We start from the raw sequence: 15,471 nt of genomic DNA, 5'->3' as shown, positions 1-15,471 counted from the left end.
AGGACCTGCCGCAGGCTGCGATCTTTTGATCTTGAAAGGCAACATCAAAAGATCGCAGCCTGCGGCAGCACCTACACGGGGATTGCGGCGTGATTAAACCTTTCGCCAGTCGGCGCGGTCACTGAAGGAACACGTTCAGAGCGCACGCCGCCGGTATGCCCACCTCCACCGACCTCGCAAAAACCTGGTTCAACGCACGCAACTGGAAGCCGTTCGCCTTTCAAAAGCAGGTATGGGCCGCCGTTAAAAAAGGTCAGTCCGGGTTGCTCCACGCCAGCACCGGCGCCGGTAAAACCTATGCGGTGTGGTTCGCCGCGCTCAACCGCTTCGCCCGCATCAAACCCAGCGTTGCAGACAGCAAAAAACGCAAAGCGCCAGCCGAACCGCTGACCGTGTTGTGGATCACGCCGATGCGCGCCCCTCGCTGCCGACACTGCGCGTGCCCTGCAAACGCCCGTCACTGATTTGCAGATTCCGTGGAGCATCGGTCTGCGCACCGGCGACACCAGCAGCGCTGAACGCGCACGTCAGGGCCAACGCCTGCCGACCACGCTGATCACCACCCCGGAAAGCCTGACCCTGCTGCTCGCCCGCGCCGACGCACAAACCGCACTGTCGAGCCTGCGCATGATCGTCGTCGATGAATGGCACGAACTGCTCGGCAACAAACGCGGCGTACAGCTGCAACTGGCCCTCGCCCGCCTGCGCCACTGGCAACCGGAACTGATCGTCTGGGGCGTGTCCGCGACCCTCGGTAATCAAGCTCACGCCGAACAGGTGCTGATCCCACAGGGCGGCGGGATCAGCGTGCAGGGCCAGAGCGAAAAATCACTCAAGGTCGACACCTTGATCCCGCCCGCCATCGAACGTTTTCCGTGGGCCGGGCACATTGGTCTGAAGATGCTGCCGCAGGTTGTCGCCGAACTCGACGCCTGCGCCAGCAGCCTGGTCTTCACCAACACCCGCGCGCAGTCGGAGATCTGGTATCAGGCGTTGCTCGAAGCGCGGCCTGACTGGGCCGGGTTGATCGCACTGCACCACAGTTCGCTGGCCCGCGAGACCCGCGACTGGGTCGAGCAAGCGTTGAAGGACGGGCAGTTGAAAGCCGTAGTCTGCACCTCGAGCCTGGATCTGGGCGTGGACTTTCTGCCCGTCGAGCGGGTGTTGCAAATCGGCTCGGCCAAGGGCGTGGCGCGGCTGATGCAACGCGCCGGGCGCTCCGGTCACGCGCCGGGGCGCACCTCGCGAGTGACGCTGGTGCCGACCCACAGCCTGGAACTGATCGAAGCCGTCGCCGCACGCGATGCCGTGGCGCAGCGACTCATCGAACCGCGCCTGTCGCCGCACCAACCGCTGGATGTGCTGGTGCAGCATCTGGTCAGCATGGCGCTGGGCGGTGGCTTTATTCCGGAGGCGCTGTACGAAGAAGTCCGTGGTGCCTGGGCTTATCGAGACCTGACGCTGGCGGACTGGGCCTGGGCGCTGGCGTTCGTACGTCACGGCGGGCTGTCTCTGACAGCCTATCCGGATTACCGCCGGGTCGAACCGGACGAAAACGGCGTCTGGCGCGTCCCCGATGCACGGCTCGCCCGCCGTCATCGCATGAGCATCGGCACCATCGTCAGCGATGCGAGCATCCATCTGAAATTCTGGAGCAAGGGTGGCGGCGGCAAGCAATTGGGCAGCGTCGAGGAAGGTTTTATTGCGCGGCTGAAACCGGGTGACGGCTTTCTGTTCGCCGGACGCTTGCTGGAATTGGTGCGGGTGGAAAACATGACCGCGTACGTCAAACGCAGCACCGCAAAGAAAGCCGCCGTGCCGCGCTGGAATGGCGGGCGGATGCCGCTTTCCAACGAATTGGCCGCCGCCGTGGTCAGTCGCTTCACAGCAGCCGCGCGGGGTGAGTTTGTCGGCCCGGAAATGCACGCGCTGCAACCGTTGCTGCAAACCCAGGCGCGCTGGTCGGGTCTGCCCACTTCCGACAGTCTGTTGGCGGAGGTGCTGAAATCCCGCGAAGGCTGGCATCTTTTCCTCTACCCGTTTGCCGGGCGCCAGGTGCATTTGGGGCTCGCCAGCCTGTTGGCGTGGCGCATGAGCCAGCGCCAGCCGCTGACGTTTTCGATTGCGGTCAACGATTACGGGCTGGAGTTGCTCAGCGCCACACCGGTCGATTGGTCCGGGCAATTCGATGCAGCACTGCTCAGCCCCGAGCAGCTGCTGCGCGACGTGCTCGCCAGCCTGAATGCCGGGGAGCTGGCGTTGCGGCGCTTTCGCGAAATTGCGCGAATCGCCGGGCTGGTGTTCGCCGGCTATCCCGGCGCACCGAAAAGTACCCGTCAGGTGCAGGCCTCCAGCGGATTGTTCTTCGAAGTATTCAAGCAATACGACGCCGACAACCTGCTGCTGGCCCAGGCCGGGGAAGAAGTCTTGCGGGAAGAACTGGATATCCGTCGTCTGGAACAGACATTGGAGCGAATCAACCGGATGAAACTGGACATGCACCTGATCAAACGGCCTACACCGCTGGGCTTTCCGTTGCTGGTGGAGCGCATGCGCGAAAGCATGAGCTCGGAAAAACTTGCCGACCGCATCCGGCGCATGGTCGGTGATCTGGAGCAATCCGCCGACAAGGGTCAAGCCTCATGAGTGCAGCGTATCCCGTGCGCCTGGCCGGCGAGGAACTCTGGCTGCTGCCGGAAAAGGCTCTGTACTGGCCAGCGCAGCAAGCGCTGCTGATCGCCGACGTGCATTTCGGCAAGGCTGCGGCGTACCGCAGCCTCGACCAGCCGGTGCCACAAGGCACCACGACGGCGAACATCGAAGTGCTCGACCGTTTGCTGGCGAGGCTGCCCTGCCGGCAGCTGATTTTCCTCGGTGACTTTCTGCACGGTCCCGGCTCGCATTCGGCGGGCACGCTCAATGCCTTGGCCGAATGGCGCGCACGTCACGCGGATCTGCCGATGACACTGATTCGCGGCAACCACGACAAACGCGCCGGGGACCCGCCAGCGGCACTGAATATCCGCGTGGTTCCGGAACCGATGCTGCTCGGGCCGTTTGCCTTGCAACACGAACCCGACCCGCACCCGGAACGGCATGTGCTGGCCGGGCACGTGCATCCCGTCTATCGGCTTAACGGCAAAGGGCGGCAGCGCTTGCGTCTGGCGTGCTTCCGGCTGGGCGAAGGTTTGAGCCTGCTGCCAGCGTTTGGCGCGTTTACCGGCGGCTTTGCGGTAGAGAAAGATGGCAACTGCAGGATTTTCGTCGTCGGCGACAACGAAATATGGCCAGTCAGCTGAGGTACAGGGCACACCTCGGCCAACTGGCCATGATCGGGCAGCGGCTCAAGCCACTGGCGCGGGTGGCGGCTCGTCCGGCAGCGTCGGCTCGCCCGGTTCGGTCGGTTGTTCGTTGGGAGTATCGGGATCAGGCTGACCGGGAATGCCGCCAGCCATATGGAAAGCCGGGTGTGCCAACAATGACCAGGCCAAAACGCCAACCTGATTGGGCTCAAGCCTTGCCAGTTCGGCGGTGATATGCGGATCGATCTTCATGCAACCTCCTCGGCGAAGGCCCGTTTTGCCAGAAGCAAAAACGGGCAGTACACCCCATAGAGTGCCTGCCCGCCAAAGAATTCCCGCGAACTGCCGGACGGATCAGGTACGCGGCAGGGTCACGCCACGCTGGCCTTGATACTTGCCGCCGCGATCCTTATAGGAAACTTCGCATTGTTCGTCGGATTCGAGGAACAGCATCTGCGCCACACCTTCGTTGGCGTAAATCTTCGCCGGCAGGTTGGTGGTGTTGGAAAACTCCAGCGTCACATGACCTTCCCACTCAGGCTCGAGCGGGGTGACGTTGACGATGATGCCGCAACGCGCATAGGTGCTTTTACCCAGGCAGATGGTCAATACGTTGCGCGGAATGCGGAAGTACTCGACGGTGCTGGCCAGGGCGAAGGAGTTCGGCGGAATGATGCAGACGTCGCTGTGAATGTCGACAAAGCTGCCGGCGTCGAAGTTTTTCGGGTCGACGATCGCCGAATTGATGTTGGTGAACACCTTGAAATGGTTGGTGCAACGCACATCGTAGCCGTAGCTCGACACACCGTAGGAGATCACACGGCTGTCGTCGCTGCCGCGCACCTGGCGCTCGACGAAAGGCTCGATCATGCCGTGTTCCTGCGCCATGCGGCGAATCCACTTGTCCGATTTGATGCTCATGGCGGGTGTCCTGAATAGCGAGGTGGAAAAAATCTGTCCGGCATCTTACCGGGCGCGCCGCCGGGTTCAAAGTGTGCGCTGCAATTCTCGGCGTACACGCTGGAAATACGCGTCCTGGCGACGAAGCGTCACACCGCCGATCCTTAAAACAGAGAAACCTTCGCAAGAAGCATTGGCACGTTCCGGAAAAAGGGTTAAGGTGGCGCCACTGTGCTGCTTGTGTCACTGAGAATCTCTACACGATATGTTGAATTTCGATCCAACCATCTACAAGAATTTTTCCTGCTCTTTGCACTCAGTCTCGGCCAGGGTTCTTCCTGAGTCGCAGTTATCTTTGTTCAAGGAGTTACACCATGTCTAATCGCCAAACCGGTACCGTTAAGTGGTTCAACGATGAAAAAGGCTTCGGCTTCATCACTCCACAATCCGGTGACGACCTGTTCGTTCACTTCAAAGCTATCCAATCCGACGGCTTCAAAAGCCTGAAAGAAGGCCAACAGGTTTCTTTCATCGCTACCCGCGGTCAGAAAGGCATGCAAGCTGAAGAAGTACAAGTTATCTAACTTGTAGCTTCTTTAGAAAAGAGCCCCGCCCTCAAAAGCGGGGCTTTTTTGTGGGTGTCTGTTTTCCAGACGCAAAAAAAAGATCGCAGCCTGCGGCAGCTCCTACGGGATAAATACCATTCCCCTGTAGGCGCTGCCGCAGGCTGCGATCTTTTGCTTGTGCCTTACCAGGCCACGCCAAACCCTGCGGTGTAGCGGGTCTTGTTCAAATCTGCGTCCTTCGTGCCACTGATGATGTCGCGCTCGGCCTTGAGATTGAGCGACGCCCAGTCAGTAACCTTGTAACGCAGCCCCATCTCGGCATCCAGCGCGTAATTGGCCACATCCGACAGCGGCTTGCCCAGTTCGCCGTTGGTGAAGAACTCGACCTTCTTGCCAATCAGGTAGCGGTTGTAATCCCACTTCATGGCGACCGAATAGAAATTGTCCTTGCCGCCATCGCTGTACTCGTAATCGGTGCGGTTGAGCAGCGAGCCGAGCGAGAACGCCCCCAGCTCGTCATCCCAGAACTGGTAGCCCGGACCGGTACCGACCACGCGCTGACGTGACAGCTCTTCAACGTAATCACGCTTGTAGTTCAGGCGCCCCTGCCAGAACCACTTGTCGGTGAGGAAACGGTCGAGCGCGTATTCAGCGCGCCAGTTATTGGTGGTGACTTCGTCGTCCTGCACCTCGCGGTTGTATTCGCCCTCGGCAGTGTGCCGCCAGCGACCATGACGTGCCGTGGTCTTGAAGTCGATGTCGTAATCGTCGGTGTCCTTTTCCGCCCGCTGATAGTCCATCGCCAGACCGATATTGCCTTTCCACACCAGATCTTCGACCACCGGTTTCGGTTTGAGAATCTGCTGGATACTCGCCAGCTCGACGGTTTTCGGCGCCTCGCCGTTGGCCAGAGTGACCTTGCCGTCATCGGCGGCGGTCAGCGACTTGGCCTTTTCACCGTTGTAGGCGTCCTGTTTGACCAGCAGTTCCTGATCGCTCTGCAGGGTCTTGACCTCTTTCCAGTCAATGGTGACCGCACCCGCGTACTGGGTCTGAATCAGCAATTTGCCGCCATCGAAAACGGAAATCTTGCCGCTCAGTTTGTCACCGTTCTTCAACCAGACGGTGTCGGCAAGCAGGGGCGTGGATGCACTGAAAACAGCAAGGCACAGCAGGGTTCTGGACAGCATAAGCAGTTCAAGGGCTCAAGTTTGCGAAAAAAAGGTCGGCATTATCCGGAGGAATAAGACCCTGACAAGGACTGACCGGACGATTTCCATTGAGTTCATTTCTCATCTGGCCGACGAGCGATTACGCTTAAGCCCATCCACACGACTGATGTTCAGGAACCGCACAGGTGAAAGAGCCGAACCCTCCCGATGAAAGCGAAGTGCAAATCCGACGCACGGCGCTTTATTCGACCCTTGCCCAAGTACCTGAAGGCAAAGTGGTCAGCTATGGTCAGCTGGCCGAACTCGCGGGTCTGGGGCGTGCCGCCCGCTGGGTTGGCCGGACCCTCAGCCAACTACCCGGCGATACCAGACTGCCGTGGCACCGGGTATTGGGTGCCGGCGGTCGGATCAGCCTGCCGCTGGGCAGCCCTTCGGGAGACGAACAACGGGCACGATTACGTTCTGAAGGCGTCACCATCCTGAACAATCGTGTGGATATTCAGCGCCATGGCTGGCGTCCGATAGAGCACAGCGGTTAGAGTGCGCGCTTTGTTTTCGCAATCTTGAGGCAGACTTCAGCCCATGCCCCGTAAAACCTGGCGCGCCGCGCTAGCCGCCTATGCCAGTCCTTCGACGCTCGTGCTGTTGTTGCTCGGTTTTGCTGCCGGCCTGCCGTACATGCTGGTGTTTTCGACGCTGTCCGTCTGGCTGCGTGAAGCCGGCGTTGCCCGTGAGACCATCGGCTACGCCAGCCTGATTGGCTTGGCCTACGCCTTCAAATGGGTCTGGTCACCGCTGCTCGACCAATGGCGCCTGCCTTTATTGGGCAAACTCGGCCGCCGCCGTTCGTGGCTGGTGCTCTCGCAGTCGTTAGTGATTCTGGGCCTGATCGGCATGGGCTTCTGTGATCCGCAGAAACACCTGTCCTGGCTGATCGCCATTGCCGTCATCGTCGCCTTTGCCTCCGCCACCCAGGATATCGCGGTCGACGCCTATCGCCTGGAAATCGCCGACGACAGCCGTCAGGCCGCACTGGCCGCCAGTTACATGTCCGGCTACCGAGTCGCCGCCCTGCTGGCCACGGCGGGCGCGCTGTTCTTCGCCGAAGGCTTCGGCTCCACCGGCTTCAACTACCAACATTCAGCCTGGACCGGCACCTACGCCCTGTTCGGGGTGTTGATGGTCCCTGCACTGCTGACCTCGCTGCTGATGCGCGAACCGCCCGTGCCATTGCGCACGCAGTTGCAGGCCGGTCGCTACAGCTTCGTCCATCAACTGGCCTCGGTATTCGTGCTGATCGTGTTGCTGGTGTCGGTTCCGGCAATGTTCACTCAGCTCTACAACACCGATTTCGCCAGCGTACTGTTCGGTCAGTTGAGTCCGCTCGACCTGCTGCTCGAAGACCGCGCCTTCCTGCGTGCAATCCTCTATACCCTGCTCACCGGCCTGTGCCTGTCGACCATGGGCCGTCGCGGCCTGGCGCCAGTGCTGACGCCGGTCAACGACTTCATCCTGCGCTACCGCTGGCAGGCGTTGCTGCTGCTCGGACTGATCGCCACGTATCGGATGTCCGACACGGTAATGGGCGTGATGGCCAACGTTTTCTACATCGACCAGGGCTTCACCAAGGATCAGATCGCCAGCGTGAGCAAGATTTTTGGCCTGATCATGACCCTCGTCGGTGCCGGCATGGGCGGCCTGCTGATCGTGCGGTTCGGCATCCTGCCGATCCTGTTCATCGGTGGCGCGGCTTCGGCGGCGACCAACCTGCTGTTTGTGATGCTGGCCGACATGGGGCCGAACCTGCAAATGCTGGTGGTGACCATCTCCCTCGACAATTTCAGTTCCGGGCTCGCAACCTCGGCGTTCGTCGCCTACCTGTCGAGCCTGACCAACCTCAAGTTCTCGGCCACCCAGTACGCCCTGCTTAGTTCGATCATGCTGTTGCTACCGCGCCTGATGGGCGGTTACTCCGGTGTCATGGTCGAGAAGTTCGGCTACCACAACTTCTTCATGATCACCGCGCTGCTCGGGGTGCCGACGCTGGTGCTGATCGCCCTGCACTGGTTCCAGGAAAATCGCCGTGCGGGCCCGACGCCAACGCCCGAGCCTGCACCGACCTCCGTCGTCGAAGAGTCGTAGGACATTTCAGATACGGCGGGAGGATTCCCGCCGTCGAGCCTCACCACCAAGCGCAATCCTGTACGTCGGCAAATCTCGCCGGTACACTGCTCCGTCATTTCCAGTCATAGCAACCGACAACGGCCAACCATGCGCACCAGTCAATTTTTGCTCGCCACACAGAAAGAAACGCCTTCCGATGCGGTCGTCGTCAGCCACCAGCTGATGCTGCGCGCCGGCATGATTCGCAAACTCGCTTCGGGCCTGTACACCTGGCTGCCGATGGGCTTGCGGGTAATGCGCAAGGTTGAAGCCATCGTTCGCGAAGAAATGAACGCTGCCGGTTCTCTTGAAGTGTTGATGCCGAGCACCCAACCGGCCGAGCTGTGGCAGGAATCGGGGCGCTGGGAAGAATACGGCCCTGAGCTGCTGCGCATCAAAGACCGCCACGGTCGCGACTTCTGCGCGGGCCCGACTCACGAAGAAGTGATCACCGATCTGATGCGCAACGAATTGAGCAGCTACAAGCAGCTGCCGATCAACCTGTACCAGATCCAGACCAAGTTCCGTGACGAAATCCGCCCACGCTTCGGCTTGATGCGTGGTCGTGAATTCATCATGAAGGACGCCTACTCGTTCCACGCCGATCAGGCTTCGCTGCAGGTCACCTACGACCGCATGCATCAGGCGTACTGCAACGTGTTCACCCGCCTGGGCCTGAAGTTCCGTCCGGTTGAGGCCGACAATGGTTCGATCGGTGGCGCTGGCTCTCACGAGTTCCACGTGCTGGCCGAGTCCGGCGAAGACGACATCGTCTTCAGCAACGGTTCCGACTACGCGGCGAACATCGAGAAAGCCGAAGCCGTGCCACGCGAAACCTCGCGTCCGGCACCGGCCGAAGAGCTGCGCCTGGTCGACACCCCGGAGACCAAGACCATTGCCGCGCTGGTGGAAAAATTCAATCTGCCGATTGAAAAGACCATCAAGACCCTGATCGTCCACGCCGAAGAGCCAGGCAAGCTGATTGCCCTGATCATCCGTGGCGACCACGAGCTCAACGAAATCAAGGCGGCCAACCAGCCAGGCGTCGCCAGCCCGCTGGTCATGGCTTCCGATGCCGAACTGCGTGACGCCATTGGCGCCGGCGCCGGTTCCCTCGGCCCGCTGAACCTGCCACTGCCGATCATCATCGATCGCTCGGTCGAACTGATGAGCGACTTCGGCATCGGTGCGAACATCGACGACAAGCACTACTTCGGCGTGAACTGGGAGCGCGATCTGCCGGTTCCGACCGTCGCCGACCTGCGTAACGTCGTGGCCGGCGACCCAAGCCCGGACGGCAAAGGCACGCTGGAAATCAAGCGCGGCATCGAAGTCGGGCACATCTTCCAGCTGGGCAACAAGTACAGCAAGGCGATGAAGTGCGAAGTGCTGGGCGAGAACGGCAAGCCGGTCACGCTGGAGATGGGTTGCTACGGTATCGGCGTATCCCGCGTGGTCGCTGCCGCCATCGAGCAGAACAACGACGACAAAGGCATCATCTGGAGCGACACCCTGGCGCCGTTCCAGATCGCCCTGGTACCGCTGCGCTATGAAACCGAGCAAGTGCGCGAAGCCACTGACAAGCTGTACGCAGAACTGACGGCGGCCGGTTTCGAAGTGTTGCTGGACGATCGCGACAAGAAAACCAGCCCGGGCATCAAGTTTGCGGACATGGAGCTGATCGGCATTCCTCACCGGATCGTGGTCAGTGACCGCGGCCTCGCCGAAGGCAACCTGGAATACAAGAGCCGCACCGAGGCCGAAGCGCAAGCGCTGCCGGTCGCCGATGTGCTGTCCTTCCTTCAGGCCCGTATCCGCCGCTGAATCCAGATAGAGACCTCATGTTCAAGCGAAACACCTTGGGCCTCGGTGGCGCCGTCTTGTGCGGCGCCCTGCTGGTCAGCGGCTGCGCCAATCAGATGTCACAGCGCAGCGAGCACGAAGAGCGGGTCGAGCGCAAACTGCTCGACCACAGCCTGCAGATCGATGTCGGTGAGCCTAAGGTGCTCGAGCTGCCGCAACGACGTGTGAAGATCAACGAACAGAAGACCTTCGAAGTCACCGAGTTCGAAGTCACACGCCGTTACGACCGCTACACGCCTTACCAGCCCTGGCGCGAAATCTATGAGATTCCATTGGGTGCAGTGGCGGTGGTTGCCGGTCTCGGCGCCAATGTGGTCAATGTGTTCGCTTTGGGCAATCTGCCGGACAGCGTGACCAAGGACTGGCTGAACTACGGCATTGCCGGGGTCAACCCGTTCATGAACGTGCAGTCTCACGGTCGTGCACAACAGAACCTGGCCGGTATCGATGAAGTCCAGCGCGACAAGCGCACGGAATATTCGAGCCTGCCGTGGAGCGAGCGTCCGGTGCAGGTCAAGGCTGGCAAGCAGACCTTCGACATGACCACTGATCGCAACGGCGTGCTGCGCCTGAACCTGCTGGACAGTCCGTTCGCCGAAAATGACCTGAATCATATTGGCAAGCTGCAAATCAGCGTCGAAGATGGCAAGGATGACGTGCACAGCGATTCGTCCCTGGCGATCAGCAGTCATTTGCGCAGCAAGTTGCTCGAAGCCCACGGGTTGATTTACGACGATCTGGAAGACGACGAAGTGAGCCAGTGGGTCCACCGGGTCAAGCGCCTGTCGGAGCTGGGTCTGGAAGAAGAAGCCAGCGAGCTGGAGCAAAGCCTGATCGAACTGACGCGCAACGATCCTGAGTTGCAGGCCGAGTTTCTCAAGTCGCTGACCAAGGATGCCGGGCGCTGGTGGCTGATCCAGGACCGAATTAAGCCTTAAAAAGATCGCAGCCTGCGGCAGCTCCTACAGGGAACGCGGCGACTTGGGTCGCCGCGCTATGTTTTAGTCTTCCAGCAGCTCTTCAGCCTGACCCAGGATGTTGTCCAGGGTGAAACCGAATTCTTCGAACAATGCCGAAGCCGGCGCCGATTCGCCGTAGGTGGTCATGCCGATCACGCGACCTTCCAGCCCCACATACTTGAACCAGAAGTCGGCGTGAGCCGCTTCGATTGCGATACGTGCGCTGACCTGCAGCGGCAGAACCGATTGCTTGTAGCCGGCGTCCTGCGCATCGAACACGCTGGTGCAAGGCATGGAAACCACGCGCACCTTGCGGCCTTGCCCGGTCAGCTTGTCGTAGGCCTGAACGGCCAGACCGACTTCCGAACCGGTGGCGATCAGGATCAGCTCAGGCTCGCCTGCGCAGTCCTTCAACACATAGCCACCACGGCTGATGTCAGCGATCTGGGCGACGTCGCGTTCCTGATGCTGCAGGTTCTGACGCGAGAAGATCAGCGCCGACGGGCCGTCCTTGCGCTCCAGCGCGTTTTTCCAGGCCACCGCCGATTCAACGGCATCGGCTGGACGCCAGGTGTCGAGGTTCGGCGTGGAACGCAGGCTGGTCAGTTGCTCGATCGGCTGGTGCGTCGGGCCGTCTTCGCCCAGACCGATGGAGTCGTGGGTGTAGACGTGGATCACGCGCTTCTTCATCAGCGCCGACATGCGCACCGCGTTGCGCGCATATTCCATGAACATCAGGAAGGTTGCGCCGTAAGGCACCAGACCGCCGTGCAGGGACACGCCGTTCATGATCGCGGTCATGCCGAATTCGCGCACGCCGTAGTACATGTAGTTGCCGCTGGCATCTTCAGCGCTGACGCCCTTGCAACCTTTCCACAGGGTCAGGTTGGAACCGGCCAGGTCAGCCGAACCGCCGAGCAGTTCCGGCAGCAGCGGGCCGAACGCGTTCAAGGTGTTCTGGCTGGCTTTACGGCTGGCGATGGTTTCGCCTTTGGCCGCGACTTCAGCGATGTAAGCCGAGGCTTTTTCCGCGAAGTCCGCCGGCAGTTCGCCGCTCAGACGACGGATCAGCTCGTTGGCTTCGGTCGGGAACGCCGCAGAGTAGGCAGCGAAACGCTGATCCCATTCGGCTTCGGCGGCGCGACCTTTTTCCTTGGCATCCCACTCGCCATAGATGTCGGCCGGGATTTCGAACGGGCCGTAGTTCCAGTTCAGCGCCTGACGGGTCAGAGCGATTTCCGCGTCACCCAGCGGGGCGCCGTGGCAATCTTCCTTGCCCTGCTTGTTCGGCGAACCGAAACCGATGGTGGTCTTGCAGCAGATCAGGGTCGGCAGCGGGCTCTTGCGCGCGGTTTCGATGGCGGTCTTGATCTCTTCCGGATCGTGACCGTCGACGTTGCGGATCACCTGCCAGTTGTAGGACTCGAAACGCTTTGGCGTGTCATCGGTGAACCAGCCTTCGACTTCGCCATCGATGGAAATGCCGTTGTCATCGTAGAAGGCGATCAGCTTGCCCAGGCCCAGGGTACCGGCCAGAGAAGCGACTTCGTGGGAAATGCCTTCCATCATGCAGCCATCACCGAGGAACACGTAGGTGTGGTGATCAACGATGTTGTGGCCAGGACGGTTGAACTGCGCGCCGAGAACTTTCTCCGCCAGCGCGAAACCGACGGCGTTGGCCAGACCCTGACCCAGCGGGCCGGTGGTGGTTTCGACGCCCGGGGTGTAGCCGAATTCCGGGTGGCCCGGGGTGCGGCTGTGCAGTTGACGGAACTGCTTGAGGTCGTCGATCGACAGGTCGTAACCGGTCAGGTGCAGCAGCGAATAGATCAACATCGAGCCGTGGCCGTTGGACAGCACGAAGCGGTCACGGTCGGCGAACGACGGGTTGCTCGGGTTGTGCTTGAGGTAGTCGCGCCAAAGTACTTCGGCGATATCTGCCATACCCATAGGGGCACCGGGATGGCCGCTGTTGGCTTTTTGCACGGCATCCATGCTGAGGGCACGAATGGCGTTGGCACGCTCACGACGGCTAGGCATCGCTGATCTCCTGGGTGTGAATAGATTGAAACGGAAAAAAGGAGGGCATTTTCCCTCACCGGAGCGCCTCGGGGCAATGACAGATAGTCATCCGAGGGCGTTTTTCCCGTGCTGGACGGCGGTTTCGTCTGGTGAAACCTTTCCGCTGTTCGTTTGTAGAGTTAACCAGCCAGTGAGAAGTGCCATCTATCGAGCAATATCAAAACTTTTTGATATTGCCCTTGCGGCGATTTCCCACCGTCACTAGACTGCTGCCCCATGAACTTACGCGTGCCTTCCATTCGCCATGACGATTGCGACGAGCTGGCGGCTCTGTGCAAGGCCGGTGGCGACCCGCTGCGCCTGAATGTATTGCGCGCGCTGGCCAACGATTCGTTCGGCGTACTGGAGCTGGCGCAGATTTTCGGCATTGGTCAGTCAGGCATGAGCCACCACCTCAAGGTGCTGGCCCAGGCCGATCTGGTGGCGACGCGCCGCGAGGGCAACGCGATTTTCTATCGCCGCGCCCTGCCCCACACCGAATTGCTGGGCGGCAAGTTGCATGCAGCACTGTTAGAAGAAGTCGACAATCTGGCGCTGCCGGAGGACGTGCAGGCTCGCATCGCTCAGGTCCACGGACAACGTGAAGCCGCCAGCCAGGACTTTTTCGCACGGGTTGCGGAAAAATTCCGCGCCCAGCAAGACTTGATCGCAGGTCTGCCGCAGTACCGCGACAGCGTGCTGGCCCTGCTCGACAAACTGAACTTCAATGGTGCTGCCACGGCCATTGAAGTCGGCCCCGGCGATGGTGCTTTTCTGCCGGAACTGGCCCGCCGCTTCGGCACCGTAACCGCGCTGGACAACAGCCCGGCGATGCTCGAACTGGCGCGTCAGGTATGTGAACGTGAACGGCTGGCTAACGTCAGCCTGCAATTGGCCGATGCATTGAATGGCTCCAGCCTTCAGGCCGATTGCGTGGTACTGAACATGGTGTTGCACCATTTCGCCGCGCCGGCCGAAGCGCTCAAGCACATGGCCGGCCTGCTGCAACCGGGCGGTAGCCTGCTCGTGACAGAGTTATGTAGCCACAACCAGAGTTGGGCCAGGGAGGCCTGCGGTGATCTGTGGTTGGGGTTTGAACAGGACGATCTGGCCCGTTGGGCCACCGCTGCGGGACTCGTTCCCGGGGACAGCCTCTATGTAGGCTTACGTAATGGTTTCCAGATCCAGGTTCGCCACTTTCAGCGACCGGCTGGCGACACTCACCATCGGTAAATTCAGGAAAACATCGAGATGAGCGAATACTCCCTCTTCACCTCCGAGTCCGTGTCTGAAGGACATCCGGACAAAATCGCCGACCAGATTTCCGATGCGGTGCTGGACGCCATTATTGCCCAGGACAAACACGCACGCGTTGCCGTGGAAACTCTGGTCAAGACCGGCGTTGCCATCGTGGCCGGTGAAGTGACCACCAGCGCCTGGGTCGACCTGGAGCAGATCGTTCGTGATGTGATCTGCGACATCGGCTACACCAGCTCCGAAGTCGGCTTCGACGGCGCGACCTGCGGCGTGATGAACATCATCGGCAAGCAGTCCCCTGACATCAACCAGGGTGTTGACCGCGCCAAGCCTGAAGATCAGGGCGCCGGCGACCAGGGCTGATGTTCGGCTACGCCAGCAACGAAACCGACGTGCTGATGCCAGCGCCGATCACCTTCTCGCACCAGCTGGTGCAGCGCCAGGCCGAAGCCCGCAAATCGGGCCTGCTGCCGTGGCTGCGTCCAGACGCCAAGTCGCAAGTGACTTGCCGCTACGAAGGCGGCAAGGTGGTCGGTATCGACGCCGTTGTACTGTCGACCCAGCACAATCCTGAAGTGTCGTACAAAGACCTGCGCGAAGGCGTGATGGAGCTGATCGTCAAGCACGTGCTGCCTGCCGAACTGCTGAGCAAAGACACCCAGTTCCACATCAACCCGACCGGCCAGTTCATCATTGGCGGCCCGGTAGGTGACTGCGGTCTGACCGGTCGCAAGATCATCGTCGACAGCTACGGCGGCATGGCCCGTCACGGCGGTGGCGCGTTCTCCGGTAAAGATCCATCGAAGGTTGACCGTTCGGCTGCCTACGCTGGCCGTTATGTTGCCAAGAACATCGTCGCTGCCGGCCTGGCCGAGCGTTGCGAGATTCAGGTGTCCTACGCCATCGGTGTCGCTCAGCCGACTTCGATCTCGCTGAACACCTTCGGTACCGGCAAGATCAGCGATGACAAGATCATCAAACTGGTGCGTGAAGTGTTCGACCTGCGTCCATACGCAATCACCACCATGCTCGATCTGCTGCACCCGATGTACCAGGAAACTGCAGCCTACGGCCACTTCGGTCGTGCTCCGCAGACCAAGACGGTTGGCGAAGACACCTTCTCCACCTTCACCTGGGAAAAAACCGACCGCGCCGACGCTCTGCGTTCCGCCGCAGGTCTGTAAGCCCTTCCCGGCTGCAAAAAAAAGCCCCGCACGGTTCGCGCCGT

At 60.6% G+C, this 15,471-nt stretch carries 10 protein-coding genes and 3 pseudogenes; 9 read left to right on the top strand and 4 right to left on the bottom strand.

From position 1 onward, the window contains the following. The first annotated feature begins 155 nt into the window (after window positions 1–155). Together HT737_RS21975 and pdeM are read left to right on the top strand one after the other, a co-directional pair. Window positions 156–2,646: pseudogene (locus HT737_RS21975) on the top strand (ligase-associated DNA damage response DEXH box helicase). Beyond that, complete coding sequence (gene pdeM / locus HT737_RS21970; protein ID WP_182403995.1) at window positions 2,643–3,299, top strand: ligase-associated DNA damage response endonuclease PdeM; 657 nt, start codon at window positions 2,643–2,645, stop codon at window positions 3,297–3,299. Before HT737_RS21975 ends, pdeM begins: the two are co-directional and overlap by 4 nt. A 45-nt stretch (window positions 3,300–3,344) precedes the next feature. Here the strand turns inward: pdeM and HT737_RS21965 are convergent, their stop codons facing one another. Both HT737_RS21965 and dcd read right to left on the bottom strand, forming a co-directional pair. Further along, the gene (locus HT737_RS21965; protein ID WP_047292047.1) at window positions 3,345–3,554 is read right to left on the bottom strand and encodes a hypothetical protein; all 210 of its coding nucleotides are present in this window, start codon (window positions 3,552–3,554) and stop codon (window positions 3,345–3,347) included. A gap of 102 nt (window positions 3,555–3,656) precedes the next feature. After that, on the bottom strand, window positions 3,657–4,223 hold the full coding sequence (gene dcd / locus HT737_RS21960; protein ID WP_003222308.1) for a dCTP deaminase: 567 nt from the start codon (window positions 4,221–4,223) through the stop codon (window positions 3,657–3,659). Between the two features lie 353 nt (window positions 4,224–4,576). Between dcd and HT737_RS21955 the strand changes: the two genes are divergently transcribed. After that, window positions 4,577–4,786: a cold-shock protein gene (locus HT737_RS21955; RefSeq protein WP_002554837.1), complete on the top strand. Its 210-nt coding sequence runs from the start codon at window positions 4,577–4,579 to the stop codon at window positions 4,784–4,786. 164 nt (window positions 4,787–4,950) lie between these two features. Here the strand turns inward: HT737_RS21955 and HT737_RS21950 are convergent, their stop codons facing one another. After that, window positions 4,951–5,958 carry a DUF481 domain-containing protein gene (locus HT737_RS21950; protein WP_095667354.1) on the bottom strand — a complete coding sequence of 336 codons (1,008 nt, stop codon included), beginning with the start codon at window positions 5,956–5,958 and terminating at the stop codon, window positions 4,951–4,953. Window positions 5,959–6,125: 167 nt separating this feature from the next. On the opposite strand from HT737_RS21950, the gene HT737_RS21945 reads away from it, so the two are divergent. From HT737_RS21945 to HT737_RS21930, 4 genes and pseudogenes are all read left to right on the top strand, one after another. Further along, window positions 6,126–6,479, top strand: coding sequence for an MGMT family protein (locus HT737_RS21945; RefSeq protein WP_047292044.1), 354 nt, complete (start codon window positions 6,126–6,128; stop codon window positions 6,477–6,479). A 43-nt stretch (window positions 6,480–6,522) separates the two neighbouring features. Then, on the top strand, window positions 6,523–8,082 hold the full coding sequence (locus HT737_RS21940; RefSeq protein ID WP_182403994.1) for an AmpG family muropeptide MFS transporter: 1,560 nt from the start codon (window positions 6,523–6,525) through the stop codon (window positions 8,080–8,082). Window positions 8,083–8,211: 129 nt separating this feature from the next. Further along, window positions 8,212–9,927 carry a proline--tRNA ligase gene (locus HT737_RS21935; protein ID WP_121184077.1) on the top strand — a complete coding sequence of 572 codons (1,716 nt, stop codon included), beginning with the start codon at window positions 8,212–8,214 and terminating at the stop codon, window positions 9,925–9,927. A 17-nt stretch (window positions 9,928–9,944) separates the two neighbouring features. Next, a pseudogene (locus tag HT737_RS21930) lies at window positions 9,945–10,897 on the top strand (hypothetical protein). Window positions 10,898–10,967: 70 nt separating this feature from the next. On the opposite strand, the gene tkt reads toward HT737_RS21930, so the two are convergent. After that, window positions 10,968–12,965 (bottom strand): transketolase, encoded by a 1,998-nt coding sequence (gene tkt / locus HT737_RS21925; RefSeq protein WP_182403992.1) that lies wholly within the window; start codon window positions 12,963–12,965, stop codon window positions 10,968–10,970. 258 nt (window positions 12,966–13,223) lie between these two features. Between tkt and HT737_RS21920 the strand changes: the two genes are divergently transcribed. Next, complete coding sequence (locus HT737_RS21920) at window positions 13,224–14,219, top strand: metalloregulator ArsR/SmtB family transcription factor (RefSeq protein WP_182403991.1); 996 nt, start codon at window positions 13,224–13,226, stop codon at window positions 14,217–14,219. An 18-nt stretch (window positions 14,220–14,237) separates the two neighbouring features. Further along, window positions 14,238–15,427: pseudogene (metK, locus tag HT737_RS21915) on the top strand (methionine adenosyltransferase). Window positions 15,428–15,471 lie beyond the last annotated feature (44 nt).

The organism is Pseudomonas sp. MD195_PC81_125 (assembly GCF_014060985.1).
In the GTDB taxonomy this organism is placed as follows: Bacteria; Pseudomonadota; Gammaproteobacteria; order Pseudomonadales; family Pseudomonadaceae; genus Aquipseudomonas; species Aquipseudomonas parakoreensis.
The sequence above is the reverse complement of the archived record's forward strand: the minus strand, read 5'-3'. Positions and strand labels throughout refer to the sequence as shown.

Bases quoted from the DNA above. Each gene is read 5' to 3' on its own strand.
- HT737_RS21920 (WP_182403991.1), top strand. From the start codon at position 13,224: ATGAACTTACGCGTGCCTTCCATTCGCCATGACGATTGCGACGAGCTG.
- HT737_RS21935 (WP_121184077.1), top strand. From the start codon at position 8,212: ATGCGCACCAGTCAATTTTTGCTCGCCACACAGAAAGAAACGCCTTCC.
- HT737_RS21955 (WP_002554837.1), top strand. From the start codon at position 4,577: ATGTCTAATCGCCAAACCGGTACCGTTAAGTGGTTCAACGATGAAAAA.
- tkt (WP_182403992.1), bottom strand. From the start codon at position 12,965: ATGCCTAGCCGTCGTGAGCGTGCCAACGCCATTCGTGCCCTCAGCATG.
- dcd (WP_003222308.1), bottom strand. From the start codon at position 4,223: ATGAGCATCAAATCGGACAAGTGGATTCGCCGCATGGCGCAGGAACAC.
- HT737_RS21950 (WP_095667354.1), bottom strand. From the start codon at position 5,958: ATGCTGTCCAGAACCCTGCTGTGCCTTGCTGTTTTCAGTGCATCCACG.
- HT737_RS21965 (WP_047292047.1), bottom strand. From the start codon at position 3,554: ATGAAGATCGATCCGCATATCACCGCCGAACTGGCAAGGCTTGAGCCC.
- HT737_RS21940 (WP_182403994.1), top strand. From the start codon at position 6,523: ATGCCCCGTAAAACCTGGCGCGCCGCGCTAGCCGCCTATGCCAGTCCT.
- pdeM (WP_182403995.1), top strand. From the start codon at position 2,643: ATGAGTGCAGCGTATCCCGTGCGCCTGGCCGGCGAGGAACTCTGGCTG.